Genomic DNA, 22,672 nt, shown 5'->3' on the forward strand with positions numbered 1-22,672 from the left:
GAGGGTGGGAGGGAGCACGATGAGCCGGCCCGAGGACTTCACGCGCGAGCAGGCGTCGGACCCGGCGACGCCCGCCCAGACGCTCGCGGACATCGCCGCGCTGCGTGAGGACCTGCGGCCGCTCGTCGCGGCCAACCCGTCGGCGTACGACGGGCTGCTCGAGTGGCTCGGCTCGCTCGGCGAGCCCCCGGTCGACCGCGCGCTGCGGGAGCGGCGCGAGCGCGCCGCCGGTGGTGCCGCCGCCTCGGGCGGTACCGACGGCTCGGGCGGTGCCGGCGGTGCCGCGGGTGCGGTCGGTTCCGCCGTCCACCCCGAGGACGCGGTCGGCGACCGGATCCGTGACCTGGCCGGCGGTGACGACCGGTCCGTCGCGCTGGGGGCCGCCGCGCCCCCGTCCGGCGCCCCCTCCGGCGGGCCGGCGCCCTCGGGGGTCCCCGGTGCCGGCGCCCCGGGAGCACCTTCGGGCGCGTCGCAGCCCTACGGTGCCGTGCCGCCCTACGGTGCGCCGCAGCCGTCCGGCGCCGTGCCGCCCTACGGCGTGACCGCCCCGCACGGCGACGCCCCCGCGTACGACGGGCCTCCCGCCTCGGGTCACGTCCTGCCCCCGTTCGGGCCGTCGGGAGCCGGTCCGGCGCCGGGCGGGTTCGGCGCGGCCGGCGGCCACGGCGCGCCCGGGACGCCCGGCGGCTTCGGGCCGCCCCCCGGTGGGCCCTACGGCGCCCCGGGGCCCTACGGGGTCCCCCCCTACGGCGGGCCGGCCCCGCGCCGGTCCCGGCGGGGCCTGTGGATCGTGCTCGGGGTGGTCGGCGGCCTGCTGGTGGTCGGCGCCGTGGTGGTCGCGGTGCTGGTCGGGCGTCTCATCGGGTCCGTCGACGACGTCCCGGACGAGACGCTCGACGCCTACCGCGCCGCGTGCACGGACGGCGACTGGCAGGCGTGCGACGACCTCTTCGTCGAGTCCCCGTTCGGGTCGGACGACGAGCGCTTCGGGTCCACGTGCGGCAACCGCACCGAGGAGACCTGGGGCGGCTGCGTCGAGGAGATGGCCGGCGGTGACGTCTCGGGCGGTGTCGAGGAGGGCGAGGCGTACGGCGACGACGCCGCGCTGGACGCGCTGTGGGACGCGTGCGAGGGAGGCGACGGCGAGGCGTGCGACGACCTGTACTGGGACTCGCCGATCGGGTCGCAGTACGAGGACTTCGGCAGCACGTGCGGTGGGACCACCGCGGAGACCGAGGGCGGGTGCTCGGTCGCGGGCACCCAGACCTACGGCGACGACGCCGAGCTCGACGCGCTGTGGGACGCGTGCGCCGCGGGTGACGGGTCGGCGTGCCAGGACCTGTACTTCGAGGCCCCGATCGGCTCGGAGTACGAGACCTTCGGCGCGACGTGCGGCGGGCGCGAGGAGCGCGGGAACAGCTGCACGGACTGACGCACCCGCGGCCTGGCCGTCCCCGCCGGACGGCGGCGGGCGCACGCGGGACCTCGCGGTACAGTGACCGGGTGCGTGCGTTCCGACGGGGGCTCCTCCTTCGATGCCGCGGCGGGGCCTGACGACGACCGGTCCCTCGCCGCGGTGGCTGGTGTGCCCGGTCGACGTCAGCCCACCTGCGAAGGACGAGTCATGAGCACCCAGAACCCTGTCAGCACCACCGGCTCCGCGTCGTACGCGGAGCGGACGGCCCAGCGGCCGTCGCCGATGCCGGTCCACAAGTACCGGCCGTTCCACGACCAGATCACGGTCGACCTCCCCGACCGCACGTGGCCCGGGCGTCGCATCGAGAAGGCCCCGCGCTGGTGCGCGGTCGACCTGCGGGACGGCAACCAGGCGCTCATCGAGCCCATGAACGCCGAGCGCAAGCTGCGGATGTTCGAGCTGCTCGTCGAGATGGGCTACAAGGAGATCGAGGTCGGCTTCCCCTCGGCGTCGCAGACGGACTTCGACTTCGTCCGGATGCTCATCGAGGAGGACCGGATCCCCGACGACGTCGTCATCCAGGTCCTGACGCAGTCCCGCGAGCACCTCATCGAGCGCACCTACGAGGCGATCGCCGGTGCGAGGCAGGCGATCGTCCACCTGTACAACTCGACGTCGATCCTGCAGCGCGAGGTCGTGTTCCGCTCGGACGAGGACGGCATCGTCGACATCGCGCTCGAGGGAGCGCGCCTGTGCCGCAAGTACGAGGAGACGATCCCGGGCACGGAGGTGTTCTACGAGTACTCGCCCGAGTCGTACACGGGCACCGAGCTCGAGTTCGCGCTCCGCATCTGCAACGCCGTCCTCGACGTCCTGGAGCCGACGCCCGAGCGCAAGGTGATCATCAACCTGCCGGCGACGGTCGAGATGGCCACGCCGAACGTGTACGCCGACTCGATCGAGTGGATGAGCCGGCGTCTGGCGCACCGCGAGAACGTCGTCCTGTCGCTGCACCCGCACAACGACCGCGGCACGGCGGTCGCGGCGGCCGAGCTCGGCTACCTCGCGGGTGCCGACCGGATCGAGGGCTGCCTGTTCGGCAACGGCGAGCGGACGGGCAACGTGTGCCTGGTGACGCTCGGCATGAACCTCGCGAGCCAGGGCGTCGACCCGCAGATCGACTTCAGCGACATCGACCGGGTGCGTCGCACGGTCGAGTACTGCAACCAGATGCCGGTGCCCGAGCGGCACCCGTACGCCGGCGACCTGGTCTTCACCGCCTTCTCCGGGTCGCACCAGGACGCCATCAAGAAGGGCTTCGAGGCGATGGACGCGCGGGCGACCGCGCAGGGCGTCGCGGTCGACGACCTCGTGTGGGCGGTCCCGTACCTGCCGATCGACCCGCGTGACCTCGGCCGGTCCTACGAGGCAGTCATCCGCGTGAACTCGCAGTCCGGCAAGGGCGGCGTCGCCTACCTGCTCAAGAACGAGCGTCACCTCGACCTGCCGCGACGCCTGCAGATCGAGTTCTCGCGCGTCGTCCAGGCCTACACCGACCAGCACGGCTCGGAGGTCACGGCGGACGACCTCTGGCGGATCTTCCAGGACGAGTACCTGCCCGTCGAACCCGGCTCGGGCCTCGCGCCGTGGGGCCGGTTCGCCCTGCGCGGCAGCCGGGCGACCAGCGGCGAGGGCGGGCCCGACACCCTGTCGGTCGACCTCGTCGACTCCGGGGCGGCCGTCACGGCCGAGGGTTCGGGCAACGGTCCGGTCGACGCCTTCGTCCGCGCCCTCGCGTCGCTCGGGCAGCAGGTCGAGGTGCTCGACTACGCCGAGCACGCGCTGTCGACGGGTGGCGACGCGACCGCGGCGGCCTACGTCGAGTGCCTCGTCGGCGACACCGTGCTGTGGGGCGTCGGCATCGACCCGTCGATCACGACGGCGTCGTTCAAGGCCATCATCTCGGCGGTCAACCGCGCGCACCGCGGCTGAGCGGGCGGGCCCCGGGGGTCGCCCCGGGGCCCGCACCACCGCCGCGGCCGTGGGCACCGCCGCGGCCGCCCGCTGAGGTTCACCGACGCTTCGGGCTGCGCCGCTGCGACCGCGCCACCTGCTTCCAGCGGTCCGTGAGCTCCGCGCGGAGCCGCTGGTCGGTCCGCGCGGCCACCCACATCGCCTCGCGCTCGAGCTTGCGGTGGCTCTCGAGCCGCCGGGCCGTGAGCCGTCCGTCCGCGACCGCTGCGAGGACGGCGCACCCGGGCTCGGTGCGGTGCGTGCAGTCCCGGAACCGGCACCCGCCGGCGAGGTCCGTGACGTCCGTGAACACCTCGTCGAGGCTCGTGCCCGCGGTGAGCCCGACGGTCCGCAGCCCGGGCGTGTCGAGGACCGCACCTCCGTCGGGGGCGAGGTGCAGCTCGCGCGTCACCGTGGTGTGCCGGCCCTTGCCCTCGACGCCGAGGGACCGCGTGGCCATCGGGCCGCCACCGGCTGCCGTCGTCGGCGCGACGAGCGCGTTGAGGAGCGTCGACTTGCCGACGCCCGACGCACCCAGGAGCGCGATCGTCGCACCCGCCGCCAGGATCTCCCGCAGGGGCTCGAGGCCGCGCCCGAGCGTCGTCGCGACCGTGACGACCTCGACGCCCGGTGCCACGGCCGCCACCTCGGCGACGGCACTCCGGGTCCCGGTCACGAGGTCCGCCTTGGTCAGCACGACGAGCGGTCGCGCGCCGGAGGACCACGCGAGGGCGAGGAGCCGCTCGAGCCGCCCGAGGTCGAGGTCGGGGACCAGGCCCTCGACCACCGCCGCGACGTCGACGTTGGCGGCGAGCACCTGGCCGTGCGACGTCCCGCCCGCCTCCGCGCGGACGACCTCGGTGCGCCGCGGCAGGACGGCGTCGATCTGGAAGGCGGTGCGCTCGCGGTCGGTCCGGCGCAGGACGACCCAGTCCCCGGCCGCCGGCACGGCCCGGGGGTCGGACGCCGTCTCGCGCACGAGGCGGGGGTGCCACTGGGCGGTCAGGACGCGCAGGGAGGTCCCGTCGTCGTCGGGGACCAGCACGTCGGCCGCTCGCAGGTGCGCGCGGCACACGCGTCCGACGACGACGTCGGGCGCGAGCGGCTCGGGGGGCGTGGTGAGGGTGCCGGGCCGGTCGGCGTCCCACCCGAGCCGCGCGAGTGCGGGCAGCGCGTCGTCGTCGTGCGGCGCGACGCGCCCGGCGGCACGAGCCGGGCGACGGTGGGGACCCTCGAGTCCGGGTCCAGGTCCGGGTCCGGGGCCCTCCCGGTCGTCAGGGATCGACCGGACGGGGTGGTGCGTGGAGGTCATCGGTGTGTCCTTCGGGAGCGTGGGCGCGGCCGAGGGGCCGACCCTGGAGGTGGACGGGCACGGCGCAACGGGTCATGGCCACGCACCTCCTCCCGCTCGCGAGGACCCGACCGGGTCCTGGGCACAGGCCCCACGCTAGGGACCGCCGACGCCGTGGCGCCACGGGAATTCCGGACCCGACATGCACCCGCCGGTGCGGCGCGTGGGCCGGGCGGTCGCCAAGGGGGAGAATGGGCCGGTGAGCCTCTACCGCGACGAGGGCATCGTGCTGCGTGCCCAGAAGCTGGGTGAGGCGGACCGGATCGTGACCCTGCTGACGCGGCACCACGGCAAGGTGCGCGCGGTCGGGAAGGGCGTGCGCCGGACGTCGTCGCGGTTCGGGTCGCGTCTGGAGCCCTTCATGGTCGTGGACGCGCAGCTGCACACGGGACGGAGCCTCGACATCGTGACCCAGGCGGAGACGCTGGCCCCGTACGGCCGCGCCGTGTGCGCCGACTACGCGCTCTACACCGCCGGGACGGCGATGCTCGAGACGGCCGACCGGCTCGTCGAGGCGGAGAAGGAGCCGTCGGTCCAGCAGTACCTCCTCCTCGTCGGCGCCGTCCGCGCGCTCGCGGAGCGGGCCCACGCACCGGGTCTCGTGCTCGACTCGTACCTCCTGCGCGCGCTCGCGGTGGCGGGCTGGGCGCCGTCGTTCACCGAGTGCGCCCGGTGCGGTGCCCCGGGCCCCCACAGCGCGTTCGCGGTCGCCTCCGGAGGCGCCGTGTGCGCGGCGTGCCGTCCGCCCGGCGCGGCGGCGCCCGCTCCGGAGACGTTCGCGCTGCTCGCCGCGCTGCTCACGGGCGACTGGCCCGCGGCGGACACGAGCGCCGAGCGGCACCGCTCGGAGGCGAGCGGCCTGGTCGCGGCGTTCCTCCAGTTCCACATCGAGCGCCAGCTGCGCTCGCTGCGGCTCGTGGAGCGGATCTGATGGCGCGTCGGTCCCGGGACGTGCTGCCCGACCGCGGGCACGTCGTGCCCCCACCGCCGCACGCGTCGGGCGCCCGGCCACCCCTCGTCCCGCGCGAGCTCGTCCCGCAGCACGTCGCGATCGTCATGGACGGCAACGGCCGGTGGGCCAACGCACGGGGCCTGCCGCGCACCGCGGGCCACGAGGCGGGCGAGGCGGCCCTCCTGGACGTCGTCGCCGGGGCGATCGAGATCGGGGTGCGCCACGTGTCGGCGTACGCGTTCTCGACCGAGAACTGGAAGCGGTCGCCCGAGGAGGTGCGCTTCCTCATGGGCTTCAACCGCGACGTGCTCCGCCGCCGCCGGGACACCATGCACTCGTGGGGCGTCCGCGTGCGGTGGGCCGGTCGACGGCCCCGCCTGTGGCGCTCGGTGATCGCGGAGCTCGAGACGGCCGAGGAGCTCACGCGCGGCAACGACGTGTGCACGCTCACGATGTGCGTGAACTACGGGGGGCGCGCGGAGGTCGCGGACGCCGCGCGGGCGATCGCGCGCGAGGTCGCGGCGGGTCGGCTCGACCCCGAGCGCGTCGACGAGCGCACGGTCGCGCGGTACCTCGACGAGCCCGACCTGCCCGACGTCGACCTGTTCCTGCGCACCTCGGGCGAGCAGCGCACGTCCAACTTCATGATCTGGCAGGCCGCGTACGCCGAGCTCGTCTTCCTCGACGAGCTGTGGCCCGACGTCGACCGGCGCCACCTGTGGCGCGCGGTCGAGACCTACGCGCGCCGGGACCGCAGGTACGGCGGGGCCGTGGACGCGCTCCGGGCCCGCACCGACGTGACGACGACGGACGACGACCGGCCCACGGGGTCGTGAGGGGAGAGGCACGCATGGGATCGACGGGGGACCTGCGGGTCGGCATGGTGACGTTCGACGCGCTCGACGCGCGCGCTCTCGCCGACTGGTGGGCGCGGCAGACCGGCGGGACGGTCGTCGCCGACCACGACGGTGAGTTCGTCATGGTCGACGCGTCCGGGATGCGGCTCGGCTTCCAGCGCGTCGAACGCCCGACGCCGGGCAAGAACCGCGTTCACCTCGACCTCGAGGCGCACGACCGCGACGACGAGGTCGAGCGCCTGCGCCTCGAAGGCGCCCAGGTCGTCGCGCGGCACGAGACCCCCGGGTTCACGTGGGTCGTGCTCGCGGACCCCGAGGGGAACCAGTTCTGCGTCAGCGCGCGCCACTGAGCGCGTCGACGCGCCGACGACGGCGCAGCACGACGGTCGCGACGACGGTCCCGAGGACGACCACGACCGCCGCGAGCGCCCACGGCGAGCGCGCGGCGAGCGCCACGGCGCCCCATGCCGCCGCGGTCCCGCCGCCGGCCCACACGAGCGCCCAGACGAGCCACCCCGGCACGGACCACAGCGTGTAGCGGACCCAGTGCAGCCGGAGCAGCCCTGCCGCGCCGTGGACCGCCGACTGGAACCCGACGGTCAGGAAGGACAGCGGCACGACCGGCATGCCCCAGCGCTCGATCGCGGCGACGGCGCGACGCGTCCCCGCCGTGTCGAGACGCTCGCGCCACCGGGTCCGCAGGGCACCCGTCGCGACGCCGCGGCCGAGCCAGTACAGCGCCTGCGAGCGCAGGGCCGCGCCGAGGACGAAGAACAGGTAGATCCAGACGAACGGCCAGCCGGCGAGCCAGTCGGGCACGTCAGCGCCGGTCCGAGCCGACCGTGCCACCCGCCGGACGCGCGACCGGGCCCTCCCCGGCGCGCTCCTCCACGACGTCCGTCCCGCGCTCGTCGTCGACCGCGTCCGCCGTCGCGCACCGGGCGCACGTGCCGAACAGCTCGACGGTGTGGTCGATGTCGACGAACCCGTGGCGGCGACCGACCCGGTCCGCCCAGGTCTCGACGTCGGGCCCCTCGATCTCGACCGTCGCTCCGCAGCGGCGGCACACGAGGTGGTGGTGGTGCTCGCGCCGCTCGCACCGCCGGTAGACGCTCTCGCCCTCCGCGGTCCGCAGCACGTCGACGTCGCCCGCCTCGGCGAGCGACTGGAGCGTCCGGTAGACCGTCGCCAGGCCGATGCCGTGCCCCTGGTCCCGCAGCAGCTCGTGCAGCTGCTGCGCGCTGCGGAAGTCCTCCACCGTGCCGAGCGCCTCGGCGACGGCGGTCCGCTGGCGGGTCATGCGCTGCATCATCGGCTCCCGGGGGTGGCGACCTGGACGTCGTCGTCGAGCTGCGGGTGGGGGTCGTGCGGGCCCGATGGCCGCCGCCGGACGAACGGACGGGCCGCGGCGGCGAGCGCGTACATGGCCAGGGCGAGGACGACGATCGTGGCGCCGGGCGACGCGTCGTACCAGTACGTGGTGCTCAGCCCCGCGACGGTCGCGACGACGCCCGTCGCCATCGCGACGCCCATCGTGCGGCGGAACGACGACGCGACCAGCTGTGCGACCGCGACGGGCACGATCATGAGCGCGCTCACGAGGAGCACGCCCACGACGCGCATCGCGACCGTCACGGTGAGCGCGGCGACGACCGCGACGAGGAGGTTGAGGGCGCGCACCGGCAGGCCCGACGCCCGGGCGAACTCCTCGTCCTGCGAGATGGCGAACAGCGCCGACCGCAGGCCGAGGCCGACGCCGAGCACGAGACCCGCGAGCACCACGGTGAGCCACACGTCCCCGGTGGAGACGGTCGAGATCGACCCGAAGAGGTAGCCGACGAGGTTGGCGTTGGTCCCGCCCGCCTGGGAGATGATCAGCACGCCACCGGCGATGCCGCCGTAGAACAGCAGCGCGAGCGCGACGTCGCCGCTCGTGCGCCCGTGCTGGCGCACGAGCTCGATCGTCACCGCGCCGACGACGGCCGCGACGACGGCGCCCGGGACGGCCAGCGCGTCGTGCGGCGTGAGCTCCATCGCGTTGCCCACGAGCCACCCGAGCGCCACACCCGTGAGGGCGACGTGCCCGATCCCGTCGCCGAGCAGCGAGAGCCGTCGCTGCACGAGGTACGTACCGATCACGGGCGCCGCGAGGCCGACGAGCGCGGCGACGACGAGCGCACGCTGCATGAAGGGGTCGCCCAGCATCCCGACGACCTCGTCGACGACGCTCACTCCTGCCACCTCACCGCGGGGACCAGGCCGCCCGCCTCGTCGGCCAGGGCCGCGTCGTGCGGGTGCACGTGCTCGTGGTGCGGGTCGTCGTGACCGGGGCTCGGCCGGGGCGGCGCACCGTCGTGGATGACCCGGCCGTGACGCAGGACGACGCAGCGCCGGACGAGCGGCTGGAGCGCCCCGAGCTCGTGCAGCACGACGACGACCGTCGTGCCGGCGGCGACCAGACCCGCGAGCGCACGCGCGAAGGCCTCCTGGCTCGGCAGGTCGACGCCGGCGACCGGCTCGTCGAGGAGCAGCAGGTCGGGCCGGCGGACGAGTGCTCGTGCGATGAGGACGCGCTGCTGCTGGCCGCCCGAGAGCTCGCGCACCGCGCGGTCGGCGACGTCCGCGAGGCCCACGACGGCGAGCGCCTCGACCGAACGGCGGCGTGCGCCGCGCGGCGGGACCAGGCGTCGGCCGTGCAGGAGGCCCGACGTCACGACCTCCGCCGCCGTGGCCGGCACGCCCGCTGCCGCGGAGACGCGCTGCGGCACGTAGCCGATGCGGTGCCACGGGACGTCGCGACCGAGCGGCGTGCCGAAGAGCCGCACGGAGCCGGCCTGGGACGGGACGGCGCCGACGAGGGCGCGGACGAACGTGGACTTGCCCGACCCGTTGGCGCCGAGGAGGCCGACGACCTCGCCGTCGTCCACGGCGAGTTCGACGCCGTGCAGGATCGTCGCGCCGCCGAGGTCGACGCGCAGCCCCTGCGCACGGACGACCTCGGTCACGAGCAGCCCAGACCCGTCCGCAGGGCCTCGAGGTTGAGCTCCATGACTCCACGGTAGTCGGTCGCCTCGTCCACCTGGGTCTCCACGGGGTCGAGGACCAGGACCTCGAGCCCGAGGTCGTCCGCGAGGGCACCGGCCACGGCGGGTGCCGCCACGCTCTCGGTGTAGACGGCGGTGACGCCGTGCTCCCGGACCACCTCGCCGATCTCGCGCATGCGTGCGGGGGAGGGCTCGGTGTCGGGGTCGATCCCGGCGATGCCGACCTCGGTGAACCCGTAGCGGTCGGCCAGGTAGCCGAACGCGGTGTGCCCGGTGACGACGACGTCCCGCTCGCACGACGCGAGGCCCTGCGTCAGGTCGGCGTCGAGCGCCTCGAGGTCGGCGCGAAGGACGTCGGCGTTCTCCTGGAAGGCCTCGGCGTCCGCCGGGCTGGCCTCGCCGAGCGCCTCGGCGATCGCGTCGCCGACGGCCGCGAGGCGCATCGGGTCGAGCCAGAAGTGCGGGTCGAGCGCGCTGTGCTCGTCGGTCTCCTCGTCCGCGTGCTCGTCGGCCTCCTCGTCGGCGTGCTCGTCCTCGTCCGTGTGCTCGTCGGCCTCGCGCAGGTCCGCCGCCTCGGTGACGTCGAGCACGCGCTCGGGGCCGCGGCTCTCGACGGCGTCGTCGACCGCGGGCTGGAAGTCGGCGAGGTGCACGACCAGGTCGGCCTGACCGAGCGTGCGCAGCTGGCTGGGGGAGAGCTCGACGTCGTGCGCCTCGACACCCGGGGGCGTGATCGACTCGACCGTCACGAGGTCGCCCCCGACGCGGTCGGTCACGTACTGCAGGGGGTAGAACGCGGCCAGCACGAGCAGACCGTCCTCGCCGGCACCGGCACCGGCACCGTCGCCGTCCGGCTGGTCCGAGGCGGCCGTCCCGCCGCACGCGGCGAGGGAGGCGACCGCACCGGCCGCGAGGAGGGCCGTGGCCCTGCTCGAGCGGGCGTGCTGCGGACGAGGGGCGGCCAGGGCACGGCGGGGGGAGGGACGAAGACGCATGAGACTCATTCTCAGGACGGATGAGAACCATTGTCAAACTGGGGCCGGAGGCCACGGGGGGCCCGCCCGACCCGCGGCGACGGCCCGCGCCGGTAGCCTGGGCCGCTGACGGCCGGTCGGCGCCCCGCGCCTTCCGCGGCAGCGCCGCACCGCCGTCGGTCCCGTCCGCGCGAGCCACGTGCGGACCCGCCGAGCGCCCCTGGAGCAACCGTGGCCGCAGCACCGTCCCGTCTCGACGCCGTCGTCAACCTCGCCAAGCGGCGGGGCTTCGTCTTCCCGTCGGGGGAGATCTACGGCGGCACCCGGTCGGCGTGGGACTACGGGCCGCTCGGCGTGGAGCTCAAGGAGAACATCAAGCGGCAGTGGTGGCGGACCATGGTCACGGGCCGCGACGACGTCGTGGGCCTCGACTCGTCGGTCATCCTGCCGCGCCAGGTCTGGGTCGCGTCGGGCCACGTCGGCGTCTTCACCGACCCCCTGACCGAGTGCCTCTCGTGCCACAAGCGGTTCCGAGAGGACCAGCTCGTCGAGGAGTACGAGGAGAAGAAGGGCCGCACCGCCGAGAACGGCCTGGGCGACGTCCCGTGCCCGAACTGCGGCACGCGCGGTCAGTGGACCGAGCCGCGCGACTTCAACATGATGCTCAAGACGTACCTCGGCCCGGTCGAGGACGAGTCCGGCCTGCACTACCTCCGGCCCGAGACCGCGCAGGGCATCTTCGTCAACTTCGCCCAGGTCATGTCGACCGCACGCCGCAAGCCGCCGTTCGGCATCGGCCAGATCGGCAAGTCGTTCCGCAACGAGATCACGCCCGGCAACTTCATCTTCCGCACGCGCGAGTTCGAGCAGATGGAGATGGAGTTCTTCGTCGAGCCCGGGACGGACGCCGAGTGGCACCAGTACTGGATCGACGCACGGACCGACTGGTACGTCGACCTCGGGCTCTCCCGGGACAACCTGCGGCTCTACGAGCACCCGCAGGAGAAGCTCTCGCACTACTCGACGCGCACCGTCGACATCGAGTACCGCTTCGGCTTCACCGGCTCCGAGTGGGGTGAGCTCGAGGGCATCGCGAACCGCACGGACTTCGACCTGCGGACGCACTCGGAGCACTCGGGCCAGGACCTCTCCTACTTCGACCAGGCCAAGAACGAGCGCTGGGTCCCGTACGTCATCGAGCCGGCAGCCGGCCTGACGAGGTCCCTCATGGCGTTCCTCATCGAGGCGTACGCCGAGGACGAGGCGCCCAACACCAAGGGCGGGGTCGACAAGCGCACGGTCCTGCGCCTCGACCCGCGGCTCGCGCCCGTCAAGGCCGCGGTGCTGCCCCTCTCGCGGCACGAGGACCTCTCGCCCGTCGCACGCGACCTCGCGGCCGAGCTGCGCCGCGCGTGGAACGTCGACTTCGACGACGCGGGGGCGATCGGCCGCCGGTACCGCCGTCAGGACGAGATCGGCACGCCGTTCTGCATCACGGTCGACTTCGACAGCCTCGAGGACCAGGCCGTGACCATCCGCAGCCGCGACACCATGGCCCAGGAGCGCGTGAGCCTGGACCAGGTGACCGCCTACCTCGGTGCGCGCCTCGTCGGCGCCTGACGCCCCGACGGGGGTGCCCCGGGACGTGGGGGACAATCGTGCGGTGACAGCCGAGGTGACAGCCGAGCCGCAGACCCCTCCCGCCGCCCCGGGGCGCCCCGCGCGTGCGGGTCGGCCGGTGCTGCCCCCGCTGCGCATCGGGCCGCTCACGGTCGACACCCCCGTGGTGCTCGCCCCCATGGCGGGCGTGACCAACCGGGCGTTCCGCCGGCTGTGCCGCGAGCACGGCGCGGGGCTGTACGTCGCCGAGATGGTCACCTCGCGTGCGCTCGTCGAGCGCACCGAGGAGTCGATGCGCATCATCCGGCACGACGACGACGAGCGGCCCCGCTCGGTCCAGGTCTACGGCGTCGACCCGGCGACCGTCGGCGCGGCCGTCCGGATGCTCGTCGAGGAGGACCGCGCCGACCACGTCGACCTCAACTTCGGCTGCCCCGTGCCCAAGGTCACGCGCCGCGGCGGGGGTGCCGTGCTGCCCTGGAAGCGCGACCTGTTCGCCGCGATCGTCCGCGCCGCCGTGGAGGCCGCGCGGCCCGGTGGCGTGCCCGTGACGGTCAAGATGCGCAAGGGCGTCGACGAGGACCACCTCACGTACCTCGAGGCCGGCCTCGTGGCGCAGGACCTGGGCGTCGCGGCCGTCGCGCTGCACGCGCGGACCGCGGCCGACTACTACTCGGGCACGGCGGACTGGGACGCCATCGCGCGCCTCAAGGAGACCGTCACGGACGTCCCCGTGCTCGGCAACGGCGACATCTGGTCCGCCGAGGACGCGCTCGAGATGGTCGCGCGGACCGGTTGCGACGGCGTCGTCGTCGGCCGGGGGTGCCAGGGGCGGCCATGGCTGTTCGCGGACCTCGCCGCGGCGTTCCACGGCTCGGACGCGCGCGTACGGCCCGGGCTCGGCGAGGTCGCTGCGGTCGTGCGGCGGCACGGCGAGCTGATGATCGAGGAGTTCGGCGACGAGCTCAAGGCGATGCGCGAGATGCGCAAGCACATGGCCTGGTACCTCAAGGGGTACGTGGTGGGCGGGTCGCTGCGCGCACGGCTCGGCCTGGTCGAGACCTTCGCGCAGCTCGAGGACCTCCTGGGTGAGCTCGACCTCACGCAGCCGTACCCCGGCGCCGCGGCCGAGGGGCAGCGGGGGCGCGCCGGGTCGCCCAAGCGACCCGTTCTCCCCGAGGGGTGGCTCGACTCGCGCGACCTCGACGACGCGTTCCGGTCGGCGCTCGCCGAGGCCGAGCTCAGCGTCTCGGGCGGCTGAGCGACGTCGTGCCCCGCCGTCCGCACGTCCGCGTGGTCGTCCGCGCCCTGGCGGCCGCCGTCGCCGTGGCGCTCGTCGTCGGCTGCACGGCGGACCCGACGGGTGGCGCCGGCACCCGTGCGGGCAGCGGCGCCGAGCCCGGTCCGACGGCGTCCGCCCCCGTGGAGCCCCACGGCCCCGGGACGGGCGTCCAGCTCTTCCAGTGGACGTGGGACGCGATCGGGCGCGAGTGCGAGGACGTCCTGGGACCGGCGGGGTACGACTTCGTCCTCACCTCGCCGCCGCAGGAGCACGTCCTCGGCGAGGAGTGGTGGACGGCGTACCAGCCCGTGTCCTACCTGCTCGAGTCGCGGCTCGGCACGCGCGAGGAGCTCGCGGCGATGGTCCGGCGGTGCGACGCGGCCGGGGTCGCCGTGCTGACCGACGCGGTCATCAACCACATGACCGGCAAGGACGAGCCGGGGACGGGCTGGGCAGGGTCGCCGTACGAGCACTACGAGTACCCGGGGCTGTACTCCGACGCCGAGGGCGACTTCCACCACTGCGACCTCACGCCCGAGGACGACATCCAGAGCTACCAGGTCGCCGCGCAGGTGCAGCGCTGCGAGCTCGTCAACCTCGCGGACCTCGCGACCGAGGAGCCGCGTGTGCGCGAGCGCATCGTCGCGTACCTCGAGGACCTGCTGGGACTCGGCGTCGCGGGCTTCCGGATCGACGCCGCGAAGCACATGCCCGCCGAGGACGTCGGCGCGGTCGTCGGCGCGCTGCCGGAGGGGACCCTCGTGCTCCAGGAGGTGATCGGTGCGCGCGGCGAGCCCATCCGGCCCGAGGACTACCTGTCCAACGGCCACGTCTTCGACTTCTTCCACGGTCAGGAGCTCGCGGCCGTCGTCGGCGGGGGGTCCGTGCACCGCGCGCTCGAGCTCGGCGACCTCGACACGGCTCTGCCCTCGGACCGGTCCGTCGTCTTCGTCGAGAACCACGACACCGAGCGCAACGGGTCGACGCTGAGCTACAAGGACGGTGCGACGTACGTGCAGTCGCTCGTCCTCCTGCTGGCGCTGGACCACGGCACGCCCGTCGTGCACTCGGGGTACGCGTTCGTCGACCGCGACGCCGGCCCGCCGCAGACCCCGGGCGGCGAGGTGGTCGACGCGACGTGCGCCGACGACGTCGGACCGGACGCGCGTCCCGCCGTGGGGACCTTCGTGTGCCAGCACCGGTGGGCCCCCGTCGCGGGCATGGTCGGCTGGCGGGACGCGGTGGCCGGCGGGGCCGTCGAGGACGTGTGGGTCGGGCGCCGCGCCGTCGCGTTCGGTCGCGGTGGCGCGGGGTTCGTCGTCGTCAACGGCAACGCGGCCCCGCTCGAGGAGACGTTCGCGACGCGCCTGCCCGCGGGCACCTACTGCGACGTCGTGACCGGGGCGCTCGTCGACGGCCGGTGCACGGGGCGCACGGTCGACGTCGACGGCGACGGCCGTCTCACGGCCGAGCTCGCGGGCGACACGGCACTCGCCGTGCACGTCGGCGCCCGCGAGGGCGACGGCTGACCCGTCCGGGGGCCTCCGGCCGGGCGCCGCGCCCCGAGCGTCGGCCGGGCCTCGTGCCCTGCCGGCGAGGGGCCGGAGGCACCTACGCTTCCCCCATGCGCCGCAGCGGTGGGTCGGGCGACGTCGTCGACGTCGAGCTCGTCGAGGCGGACGACGACGGCAGAGCCGAACCGGTGGCCGGTCCCGGTCCCGGTCCCGCACCCGGCCCGGCGACCGGCGCCGCGACGCCGCCGCACGGTCCACGCCGCAGGACGTGGCTGGCCGTCGGGGCGGCCGCCGCCGCGGTGGTGGTCGGGGTCAACGGCGTCCAGGTGGCGCTCGACGCGGCGCAGGTCCGGCGGTGGGCGCAGGTCCCCGGTGTCATGCGCCCCATGCCCGAGCCGCCCGTGGAGGTCTGGAGCGCCGAGGGGGCGTGGGTCTCCGACCAGACGGACGACGTCCTGCTCGTCGGTGGCCTCGGCGGCGGGCAGCGCGTCCTCGACGCCGCCACCGGGGAGGTGCTCCTCGAGCTCGCGGTGGACGACGGCGCGTGGTGCCACGTCGGCCGCGAGGGCGGACGGGGCCTCACCGACCCGCTCGGCACGCCCGGGACCGACCTGATCCTGTGCACGACGGTCCGGTGGTCCGACGAGGGGACGCCCGGCCCCGGTGTGCTCGAGGTCTACGACGTCGCGAGCCGCCGACGGACGGGCGATCTCGCCCTGTCCGGGCAGCCGATGTTCGACCACGTGGTCGACGGCGACGTCGTCGTGGTCTCGCAGGACGGTGAGGGCTTCGCGGAGGTCGTCCGGTACGACCCGGGAGCCGACGTCGTGCGCTGGTCGTACCGCTCGGACGAGGCCGTCGGTGCGCCGGACGGCAGCAGCAGCCTGGTCACGGAGGTCGTCGGCGAGGTCCTCGTGCTGCGGGCGGCTTCCGGCTCGACCGGTCTGCTCCTCGCCGACGGCACCGAGACGGACCCCGACGACGCGGCGGACGTCGTCGTCCGCGAGCTGTCGGGGGAGCGGAGCGTGCGCCTCGCTGACATCCACGCCGGGATGCCGCGGACCCAGGTGCTCGGACCGGACGGCGAGCTGCTGCTCGACGTCGAGGGCTACCCGGGGTTCGGCGGGGTCCTCGACCCGGAGGGGGACGTGCTCGTCGTCACGTCCCTCGACGGGGTCGCGCTCACGGCGTACTCCATCTCCCGCGGCGAGGAGCTGTGGCGCCACGACCGGGGCGCGAACCAGCTGCTGCTCCAGCTGGGCGACGTCGTGGTCGTCGCGTCGGGGGCGGAGGTCGCCGCTCTGCAGGCGAGCACGGGTGACGAGCTCTGGTCGCACGAGGCCGCACCCGACGTCTCGGGGGTCGGGCTCACCGACGGGTCCCGCGTCCTCGTGGCGACGAGGGGCGACCTCGGGCACGATCTCGTCGCGCTCGACCTGGACACGGGCCGCGAGGAGTGGCGGGTCCCGCTGCCGGCGGTGTTCGGCAGCCTCGTCCCGTCCCGGGGCGGCGTCGTCCTGCAGGGCGGGACCCGGCTGGTGATGCTGGCGTCGCCCTGAGGCCGACCCTGACGCCGACCCTGACGAACCGGGACGAAGCGGACGTACCCTCGTCTCATGCGGGGCAGCCGGCCGGGGCCGGAAGCCGCGGCTGTCGAGGTCGAGCTCGTCGAGGACGACGGGCCCGTCGCGGTGCCCGGACGGCACGCCGCCACCCCACACCCCGGACGACCCGTGGTCGTACGGGGGGCACGCGGCGGACGCCGGCACGGTGTGCGCGCGCTCGTGGCCGCGGTGGTCGCGACGACCGTCGCCGTCGTCGGCCTGAACCTCGGCCTCGCCCGGGGCGAGCGGGCCCGGCTCGCGGCGCTCGCGGAGCTGCCCGGCTTCCTCGAGACGGTCGACGGGGTCCTCGAGCGCCGCTGGTCCCTCGACGGCGCGCGGCTGGTCGGCGCCGCCGACGGCACGGTGCTCGTCTCGACCTCCGACCACATGCTCCACGGGGTGGACCCGGGCACGGGCGACATCCGGTGGACGGTCGGCGAGCGGCGGGAGCGCGGCTGGTGCGCCGTCCTCGGGCCGCGCACGTCGGGCCCGGTCATGGAGCACCGCACGGCGTGGCTGCCCTCCCTGCACCGGGCCGTCTGCCACTCGACGACCTGGGACACCGTCCCCGGGGACGACGTGCTGCGGCGTCGCACGACCGTCGTGTCGGTGGACCCGGTGTCGGGTCACCGCGCCGCCACGAGCGTGCTGACGGGTCGGCTCGTCATGGTGCACGCCGTCGGCGGCGACCTGGTGCACGTCCTCGCCGAGGACGACGGTCGCGTCCGGGTCGTCCGGTGGGACCCGACCGACGGGCGGACCCGCTGGGACGTGCGCAGCGACGGTGTGGTGGCCGCGACCGGGGGGATCGGGACCGCCTCGGTGATCGGCAGCACGACCCTCGTGGTCCGCGGTCGGGGTGTGATGGTCCTCGACCTCGAGAACGGCGACGTGCCCCCGGACCGCCGGGACGGTGTGGCGACGACCGCCGAGGCCGGCCTCCTCAGCGACGGGGCGCGCGTCCTCGTCACCGTGGGCAGCCGCACCCGGACCGCTGTGCTGGACGGTGACGGGACCCGGTGGTCGAGGCTCGGCGTCCCGCTGGTGCCGCTCCTGCACGGGCACGCCGACGACGTGCTTGTCCTGCGCCCCGACGTCGAGTCGCGCTCGGACCGGGTCCGGGTCGTCGACGTCGCGTCCGGTCGCGAGCTCTGGCGCACGACGGTGCACCGGTCGTCGTCGGTCCTCACGCAGCTGGGCAGCGTCGTCCTGCTCGCCGGTCCGGTGCGCGTCACGGCGCTCGACGCGCGCTCGGGTGCACATCGCTGGGACGTCGAGACCCTCGCGTCGGTGCCGGCGCTGCCGGTGACCGACGGGCGCGTGCTCCTGCTCGCGGTGCCCGGTGACGGCGGCCCCGACCTGGTGGCCGTGGACGTCGTCCACGGCCACCAGGTGTGGCGCACGCCCCTGCCCGACGACGCGCGCGCGGTCGAGCCGGCCGGCTCGGGCCTGGTGGTCGAGACCCGCGCGGGCGTCGAGGGCTGGGACTGATCAGGTCGCGGGGCGCACCCAGGCGGTCGTGTCGGCCGGCACGACGACGCGACCGTGCTCGTCGGTCTCCAGCGGCCCGGACGCGTGCAGGACCTCGCCCTCGGGCAGGGCCGCCGACCCGTCACCCACCACGGTCACGACGAGGACCTCGCGGTTGACGAGGGCCACGACCTCCGTGCCGGGGGTGCGGGCGAGACCGTCGACCCACGCGAGCGAGCCCGTGCCGAGCGCGAACTCGCGGCGCAGTCGCAGTGCGGTGCGGTACGTCTCGTAGGTCGAGCCGGGCACGTCGCGCTGCTGGTCCAGCGCGAGCGCGCGGAACGAGTCGGGCTGGCTGAGCCACGTGCGGCCCGTCGGCGAGAAGCCCAGGCCGGGCTCGTCCGCCGACCAGGGGAGGGGCACCCGGCAGCCGTCGCGTCCCGCCTCGGTGTGACCCGAGCGCCACCATGCGGGGTCCTGGCGCTCGTCGTCGTCGAGCGTGGTGTGCTCGGGCAGCCCGAGCTCCTCGCCCTGGTAGAGGTAGGACGAGCCGGGGAGCGCCAGCATGAGCAGCGTCGCGGCCCGGGCGCGGCGGAGGCCGGCCTCGGCGTCGGGCTGCGGGTCCTCGGCGCGGATCCCGTTCGGACGCGACCCGGGGACGGCGAGGCCCAGCCGGGACGCGTGGCGGACGACGTCGTGGTTGGACAGCACCCACGTCGTCGGGGCACCCACGGCGTCGGAGGCCTCGAGCGACTCGGTGACGACCGACCGCAGCGCGTCGGCGTCCCACAGCGTGGTGAGGAACGCGAAGTTGAACGCCTGCTGCATCTCGTCAGGGCGCACGTACCGAGCGAGGCGGGCGAGCGGCTCGACCCACGCCTCGGCGACGAGGGCACGGTCGCCCTCGTACTCCGCCAGGACGCGGTGCCACGCGCGGTAGATGTCGTGGACGCCCTCCTGGTCCCACATCGGCCCGGCGGTGCCCGCGCCCGTCGCGCCGTCCTCCGAGCCCAGCTCGCCCTGGTGCGCGCCCTCGATCATCGACGAGGTGCCGTCCCAGTCGGGCAGGCCGGGCGCCTTGACCATGCCGTGCGCGACGTCGACCCGGAACCCGTCGACCCCGCGGTCCAGCCAGAACCGGAGCACCCGCTCGAACTCCTCGCGGACCTCGGGGTTCGACCAGTCGAGGTCGGGCTGGCTCGGGTCGAACAGGTGCAGGTACCACTGGCCGGGCGTCCCGTCGGCGTCCGTCGTCCGCGTCCACGCCGACCCGCCGAAGACCGAGGTCCACCCGTTCGGCGGCAGGGAGCCGTCGGGGCCGCGCCCGTCGCGGAAGTGGTAGCGCGCGCGTTCGGGCGAGCCGGGTGCCGCTGCGAGCGCCGCGCGGAACCACACGTGCTCGGACGACGTGTGGTTGGGCACGAGGTCGACGATCACGCGCAGGCCGAGGCGGTGCGCACGCTCGAGCAGCGCGTCGAAGTCCTCGAGGGTCCCGAACAGCGGGTCGACGTCGCGGTAGTCGGCGACGTCGTAACCGGCGTCCTTCTGGGGCGAGCGGTAGAAGGGCGAGAGCCACACCGCGTCGACGCCGAGCCGCGCCAGGTGGTCCAGGCGCGCCGTGATGCCGGGGAGGTCGCCCACCCCGTCCCCGTCGGCGTCGGCGAACGAGCGCGGGTAGACCTGGTAGATCACCGCGTCGCGCCACCACTCGGCCTGCTCGGGACTCTGCTCGAGGGCGCGGTGGACGAGGGTCGTCGTGGTCGAGGCGGGGGCGAGCCCGGTGGGCTGGGTGGACGTCACGGCTCTCCTGGGTCTGGCGGGTCCGGCGGATCCGCACGGGTGGGACGGACTGGTGGTCACGTGATGGGCGGGTGATCGGCGGGTGATCGGCGGGTGATCGGCGCTGACGTGCGTGGTGCTCGGCGATCTGCGGGGGACGGGCTCGGGTCCGCGCCGGGCGGGCGGACGGCCGCCGACCGGGAGCCGCAAGCGCAGAGGCCCAGGTCGACGGACCTGGGCCTCTCCGCGCCGGGCTGGCCGGCGGGTCGTCAGGCGGAGGACACCGCTCCGCTGCGCCTCTCAGCGTAGGGCCTGGCGACGCCGGTCGACCCGCGCACGATCAGCTCGGGGTGGAACAGCAGCTCGGTGCGGGGCACGCGGGTGCCGGAGATCTCCGAGACGAGCGCGCTGACCGCCGCCTCGCCCATGCCCGTGACCGGCTGGCGCACGGTCGACAGGGGCGGGTCGGTGAACGCGATGAGCGGCGAGTCGTCGAAGCCGACGACCGAGACGTCCTCGGGCACGGCGAGCCCGCGCGACCGGGCGGCACGGATCGCGCCGAGCGCCATGAGGTCCGAGGCGCAGATGATCGCGGTGTGCCCCGAGTCGATGAGCTCACCGCCCGCCGCCTGGCCGCCCTCGACCGTGAACAGCGTGGTCACGACGTGCTCGGCGACGTCGGCGCCCGGGTCGCGCCGGCGCAGGGCCGCGGTGAACGCCGCGAGCTTGCGCCGTGCCGGGATGTACCGGTCCGGTCCGATCGCGAGCCCGATGCGCTCGTGCCCGAGCGACACCAGGTGCCGCCACGCGAGCTCGACCGCGACCGTGTCGTCGACCGACACGGCGGGGGCGTCGACGCCCTCGGCGAACCCGTTGACGAGCACGATCGGCAGGCCGCGGCTGCGCAGGCGCTGGTAGCGGTCGTCGCTCGCCGAGGTGTCGGCGTGGCGCCCCGAGACGAACACGATGCCGTCGACGCCGTGCTCGATGAGCATCTCGACGTACTCGTCCTCGGTGGTCCCTCCGGGTGACTGCGTGCAGAGCAGGGGGGTGAAACCTCGTTCGGCGAGCGAGTTCTCGATCGACTGGGCCAGCGCGGGGAAGACGGGGTTCGTGAGCTCGGGGACGATCAGCCCGACGAGCCCCTCGGAGCGCGTGCGCAGCTTCTCGGGGCGGTCGTAGCCGAGCACGTCGAGCGCGGCGAGGACCGACTTGCGTGTCTGCGAGGAGACGCCGGCCTTCCCGTTGAGCACGCGCGACACGGTCGCGGTGCTGACTCCAGCCTGCTCCGCGAGGTCCTTCAACCGTGTCCGCACGTGCGGAAGGTTAGAAGACACAGCACCTCCTTGTGATGGTCGCCGCTCCGGACGTCCGGTCCCGAAAGCGTTGCATGAAAGTTACCGCAACGGCTTGCACGACGGCGAACCCGGCGGTTAGCGTCGCGTCCATCAGGGCCCCGGACGGCAGGGATGCCGCCCGGAGCCGGTTGGAGACTCGTGTTTGGAGACACCCACGATGCGACGGAGCATCCCACTCGTCGCGGTCGCCCTGGGCGCCGCGCTCACCCTCACCGCCTGCGGCGGGGGTGACACCGAGGAGCCGGAGGCCAGCGAGCCGACGGCCGAGGAGACCACCGAGACCGACGGTGGCAGCCTGACGATCTGGGTCGACGAGACCCGCCAGGCGGCCGTCGAGGCCGCAGCGACGGCGTTCGAGGAGGAGACCGGCACGACCGTCGAGCTCGTCCAGAAGAACTTCGACGACATCCGTCCCGACTTCCTCGCCCAGGTCCCGACCGGCGAGGGTCCCGACATCACCGTCGGTGCGCACGACTGGCTGGGCGAGCTCACCGCGAACGGCGTCGTCGCGCCGATCGAGCTGGGCGAGGCGAGCAGCGCGTTCGAGGAGGTCGCGGTCGCGGCCTTCACGCAGGACGGCCAGGTCTACGGCCTGCCGTACTCCGTCGAGAACATCGCGCTCATCCGCAACACCGACCTCGCGGCCGAGGCGCCCGCGACGTGGGACGACGCGGTCGCGGCCGGCCAGGCGGCGGGCACCGAGTACCCGATCCTCATCCAGATGGGTGAGGAGGGCGACCCCTACACGATGTACCCGCTGCAGACGTCGTTCGGCGCCCCCGTCTTCACGCAGAACGAGGACGGCTCGTACAAGCCCGAGCTCGCGCTCGGCGGCGAGGCCGGCAACGCGTTCGCGACGTGGCTCCAGGCGCAGGGTGCGGCCGGCGTGCTCGACACCGCGGTGACGTACGACGTCGCGGTCGAGGCGTTCGCCAACGGCCAGTCGCCGTTCATCATCGGCGGCCCGTGGATGCTCGGCTCCTTCGAGGGCCTGAACCTCGAGATCGACCCGATCCCGAGCGCGGGTGGCCAGCCCGCCCAGCCCTTCGTGGGCGTCCAGGGCTTCTACATCTCCGCGCAGTCGGAGAACGACCTCCTCGCGAACGACTTCCTCGTCAACTTCATGGCGACGGAGGAGGCGCAGATGGCGCTCTACGAGGCCGGCGGCCGTCCGCCCGCCCTCGTCGCTGCCGCCGACGCCGCGTCGGCCGACCCGATCACCGCAGGCTTCCGCGAGGTCGGCTCCGAGGCCGTCCCGATGCCGTCGATCCCCGAGATGGGCTCGGTCTGGGCGTTCTGGGGCGTGACCGAGGCGCAGATCGTCTCCGGTGCCGCCGAGCCGGTGGCCGCCTGGGAGAAGATGGTCTCGGACATCCAGGGCGCGCTCGACGCCTCCTGATCTCCTCCGGGAGGACAGCACGACCGCGTGGCGCGCAG

The 22,672-nt window shown here is 74.6% G+C and carries 18 protein-coding genes and 1 pseudogene; 11 read left to right on the forward strand and 8 right to left on the reverse strand.

Going from position 1 to position 22,672, the window contains the following annotated elements:
- Nucleotides 1–19 precede the first annotated feature (19 nt).
- A complete protein-coding gene (locus IEV86_RS00300) occupies nucleotides 20–1,432 on the forward strand; it encodes a variant leucine-rich repeat-containing protein (RefSeq protein WP_188484511.1) in 1,413 nt (470 codons plus the stop codon).
- Between the two features lie 192 nt (nucleotides 1,433–1,624).
- A complete protein-coding gene (leuA, locus tag IEV86_RS00305; protein WP_043603904.1) occupies nucleotides 1,625–3,409 on the forward strand; it encodes a 2-isopropylmalate synthase in 1,785 nt (594 codons plus the stop codon).
- 79 nt (nucleotides 3,410–3,488) lie between these two features.
- Here the strand turns inward: leuA and rsgA are convergent, their stop codons facing one another.
- Entirely contained in the window at nucleotides 3,489–4,742 is a 1,254-nt protein-coding gene (gene rsgA, locus IEV86_RS00310) for a ribosome small subunit-dependent GTPase A (protein WP_052425964.1), read from the reverse strand.
- A gap of 238 nt (nucleotides 4,743–4,980) precedes the next feature.
- Here rsgA and recO point away from each other — a divergent pair, with 238 nt between their 5' ends.
- From recO to IEV86_RS00325, 3 genes are read left to right on the forward strand one after another with little or no spacing between them, the layout of a single operon-like run.
- A complete protein-coding gene (gene recO, locus IEV86_RS00315; RefSeq protein WP_043603940.1) occupies nucleotides 4,981–5,712 on the forward strand; it encodes a DNA repair protein RecO in 732 nt (243 codons plus the stop codon).
- Nucleotides 5,712–6,569 carry an isoprenyl transferase gene (locus IEV86_RS00320; protein ID WP_052425963.1) on the forward strand — a complete coding sequence of 286 codons (858 nt, stop codon included), beginning with the start codon at nucleotides 5,712–5,714 and terminating at the stop codon, nucleotides 6,567–6,569. Before recO ends, IEV86_RS00320 begins: the two co-directional genes overlap by 1 nt.
- Nucleotides 6,570–6,583: 14 nt before the next feature.
- On the forward strand, nucleotides 6,584–6,940 hold the full coding sequence (locus tag IEV86_RS00325) for a VOC family protein (protein ID WP_043603901.1): 357 nt from the start codon (nucleotides 6,584–6,586) through the stop codon (nucleotides 6,938–6,940).
- Here the strand turns inward: IEV86_RS00325 and IEV86_RS00330 are convergent.
- The 5 genes and pseudogenes from IEV86_RS00330 to IEV86_RS17775 form a co-directional block, all read right to left on the reverse strand.
- The gene (locus IEV86_RS00330) at nucleotides 6,924–7,409 is read right to left on the reverse strand and encodes a DedA family protein (protein ID WP_043603935.1); all 486 of its coding nucleotides are present in this window, start codon (nucleotides 7,407–7,409) and stop codon (nucleotides 6,924–6,926) included. The genes IEV86_RS00325 and IEV86_RS00330 overlap by 17 nt on opposite strands.
- 106 nt (nucleotides 7,410–7,515) lie before the next feature.
- Nucleotides 7,516–7,899: pseudogene (locus IEV86_RS00335) on the reverse strand (Fur family transcriptional regulator); the annotation flags it as partial.
- Nucleotides 7,899–8,795 (reverse strand): metal ABC transporter permease, encoded by an 897-nt coding sequence (locus tag IEV86_RS00340; RefSeq protein ID WP_081978552.1) that lies wholly within the window; start codon nucleotides 8,793–8,795, stop codon nucleotides 7,899–7,901. The pseudogene IEV86_RS00335 and the gene IEV86_RS00340, both read right to left, overlap by 1 nt.
- A gap of 23 nt (nucleotides 8,796–8,818) precedes the next feature.
- Nucleotides 8,819–9,595: a metal ABC transporter ATP-binding protein gene (locus IEV86_RS17770; RefSeq protein ID WP_043603896.1), complete on the reverse strand. Its 777-nt coding sequence runs from the start codon at nucleotides 9,593–9,595 to the stop codon at nucleotides 8,819–8,821.
- Entirely contained in the window at nucleotides 9,592–10,629 is a 1,038-nt protein-coding gene (locus IEV86_RS17775; RefSeq protein ID WP_052425961.1) for a metal ABC transporter substrate-binding protein, read from the reverse strand. The genes IEV86_RS17770 and IEV86_RS17775 overlap by 4 nt, the downstream gene beginning before the upstream one ends.
- Before the next feature lie 210 nt (nucleotides 10,630–10,839).
- Here IEV86_RS17775 and IEV86_RS00350 point away from each other — a divergent pair, with 210 nt between their 5' ends.
- The 5 genes from IEV86_RS00350 to IEV86_RS00370 all read left to right on the forward strand — a co-directional run bounded on the left by IEV86_RS00350 (nucleotide 10,840) and on the right by IEV86_RS00370 (nucleotide 18,119).
- A complete protein-coding gene (locus IEV86_RS00350; protein WP_043603893.1) occupies nucleotides 10,840–12,228 on the forward strand; it encodes a glycine--tRNA ligase in 1,389 nt (462 codons plus the stop codon).
- Between the two features lie 55 nt (nucleotides 12,229–12,283).
- Nucleotides 12,284–13,489 carry a tRNA dihydrouridine synthase DusB gene (dusB, locus tag IEV86_RS00355; RefSeq protein WP_438501594.1) on the forward strand — a complete coding sequence of 402 codons (1,206 nt, stop codon included), beginning with the start codon at nucleotides 12,284–12,286 and terminating at the stop codon, nucleotides 13,487–13,489.
- Nucleotides 13,490–13,497: 8 nt separating this feature from the next.
- Nucleotides 13,498–15,039: an alpha-amylase gene (locus tag IEV86_RS00360; protein ID WP_188484512.1), complete on the forward strand. Its 1,542-nt coding sequence runs from the start codon at nucleotides 13,498–13,500 to the stop codon at nucleotides 15,037–15,039.
- A gap of 95 nt (nucleotides 15,040–15,134) precedes the next feature.
- Entirely contained in the window at nucleotides 15,135–16,583 is a 1,449-nt protein-coding gene (locus IEV86_RS00365; RefSeq protein ID WP_043603887.1) for an outer membrane protein assembly factor BamB family protein, read from the forward strand.
- A 57-nt stretch (nucleotides 16,584–16,640) separates the two neighbouring features.
- Nucleotides 16,641–18,119 carry an outer membrane protein assembly factor BamB family protein gene (locus IEV86_RS00370; RefSeq protein ID WP_043603884.1) on the forward strand — a complete coding sequence of 493 codons (1,479 nt, stop codon included), beginning with the start codon at nucleotides 16,641–16,643 and terminating at the stop codon, nucleotides 18,117–18,119.
- Here IEV86_RS00370 and IEV86_RS00375 read toward each other — a convergent pair whose 3' ends face one another.
- Both IEV86_RS00375 and IEV86_RS00380 read right to left on the reverse strand, forming a co-directional pair.
- Complete coding sequence (locus IEV86_RS00375; RefSeq protein ID WP_043603880.1) at nucleotides 18,120–19,898, reverse strand: glycoside hydrolase family 13 protein; 1,779 nt, start codon at nucleotides 19,896–19,898, stop codon at nucleotides 18,120–18,122.
- 248 nt (nucleotides 19,899–20,146) lie between these two features.
- On the reverse strand, nucleotides 20,147–21,193 hold the full coding sequence (locus tag IEV86_RS00380; RefSeq protein ID WP_229734419.1) for a LacI family DNA-binding transcriptional regulator: 1,047 nt from the start codon (nucleotides 21,191–21,193) through the stop codon (nucleotides 20,147–20,149).
- 199 nt (nucleotides 21,194–21,392) lie between these two features.
- Here IEV86_RS00380 and IEV86_RS00385 point away from each other — a divergent pair, with 199 nt between their 5' ends.
- Nucleotides 21,393–22,634 carry a sugar ABC transporter substrate-binding protein gene (locus tag IEV86_RS00385; protein ID WP_043603874.1) on the forward strand — a complete coding sequence of 414 codons (1,242 nt, stop codon included), beginning with the start codon at nucleotides 21,393–21,395 and terminating at the stop codon, nucleotides 22,632–22,634.
- The last annotated feature ends 38 nt before the right edge of the window (nucleotides 22,635–22,672 follow it).

This window comes from Cellulomonas carbonis, from assembly GCF_014636275.1.
GTDB classification, from domain to species: domain Bacteria; phylum Actinomycetota; class Actinomycetes; order Actinomycetales; family Cellulomonadaceae; genus Actinotalea; species Actinotalea carbonis.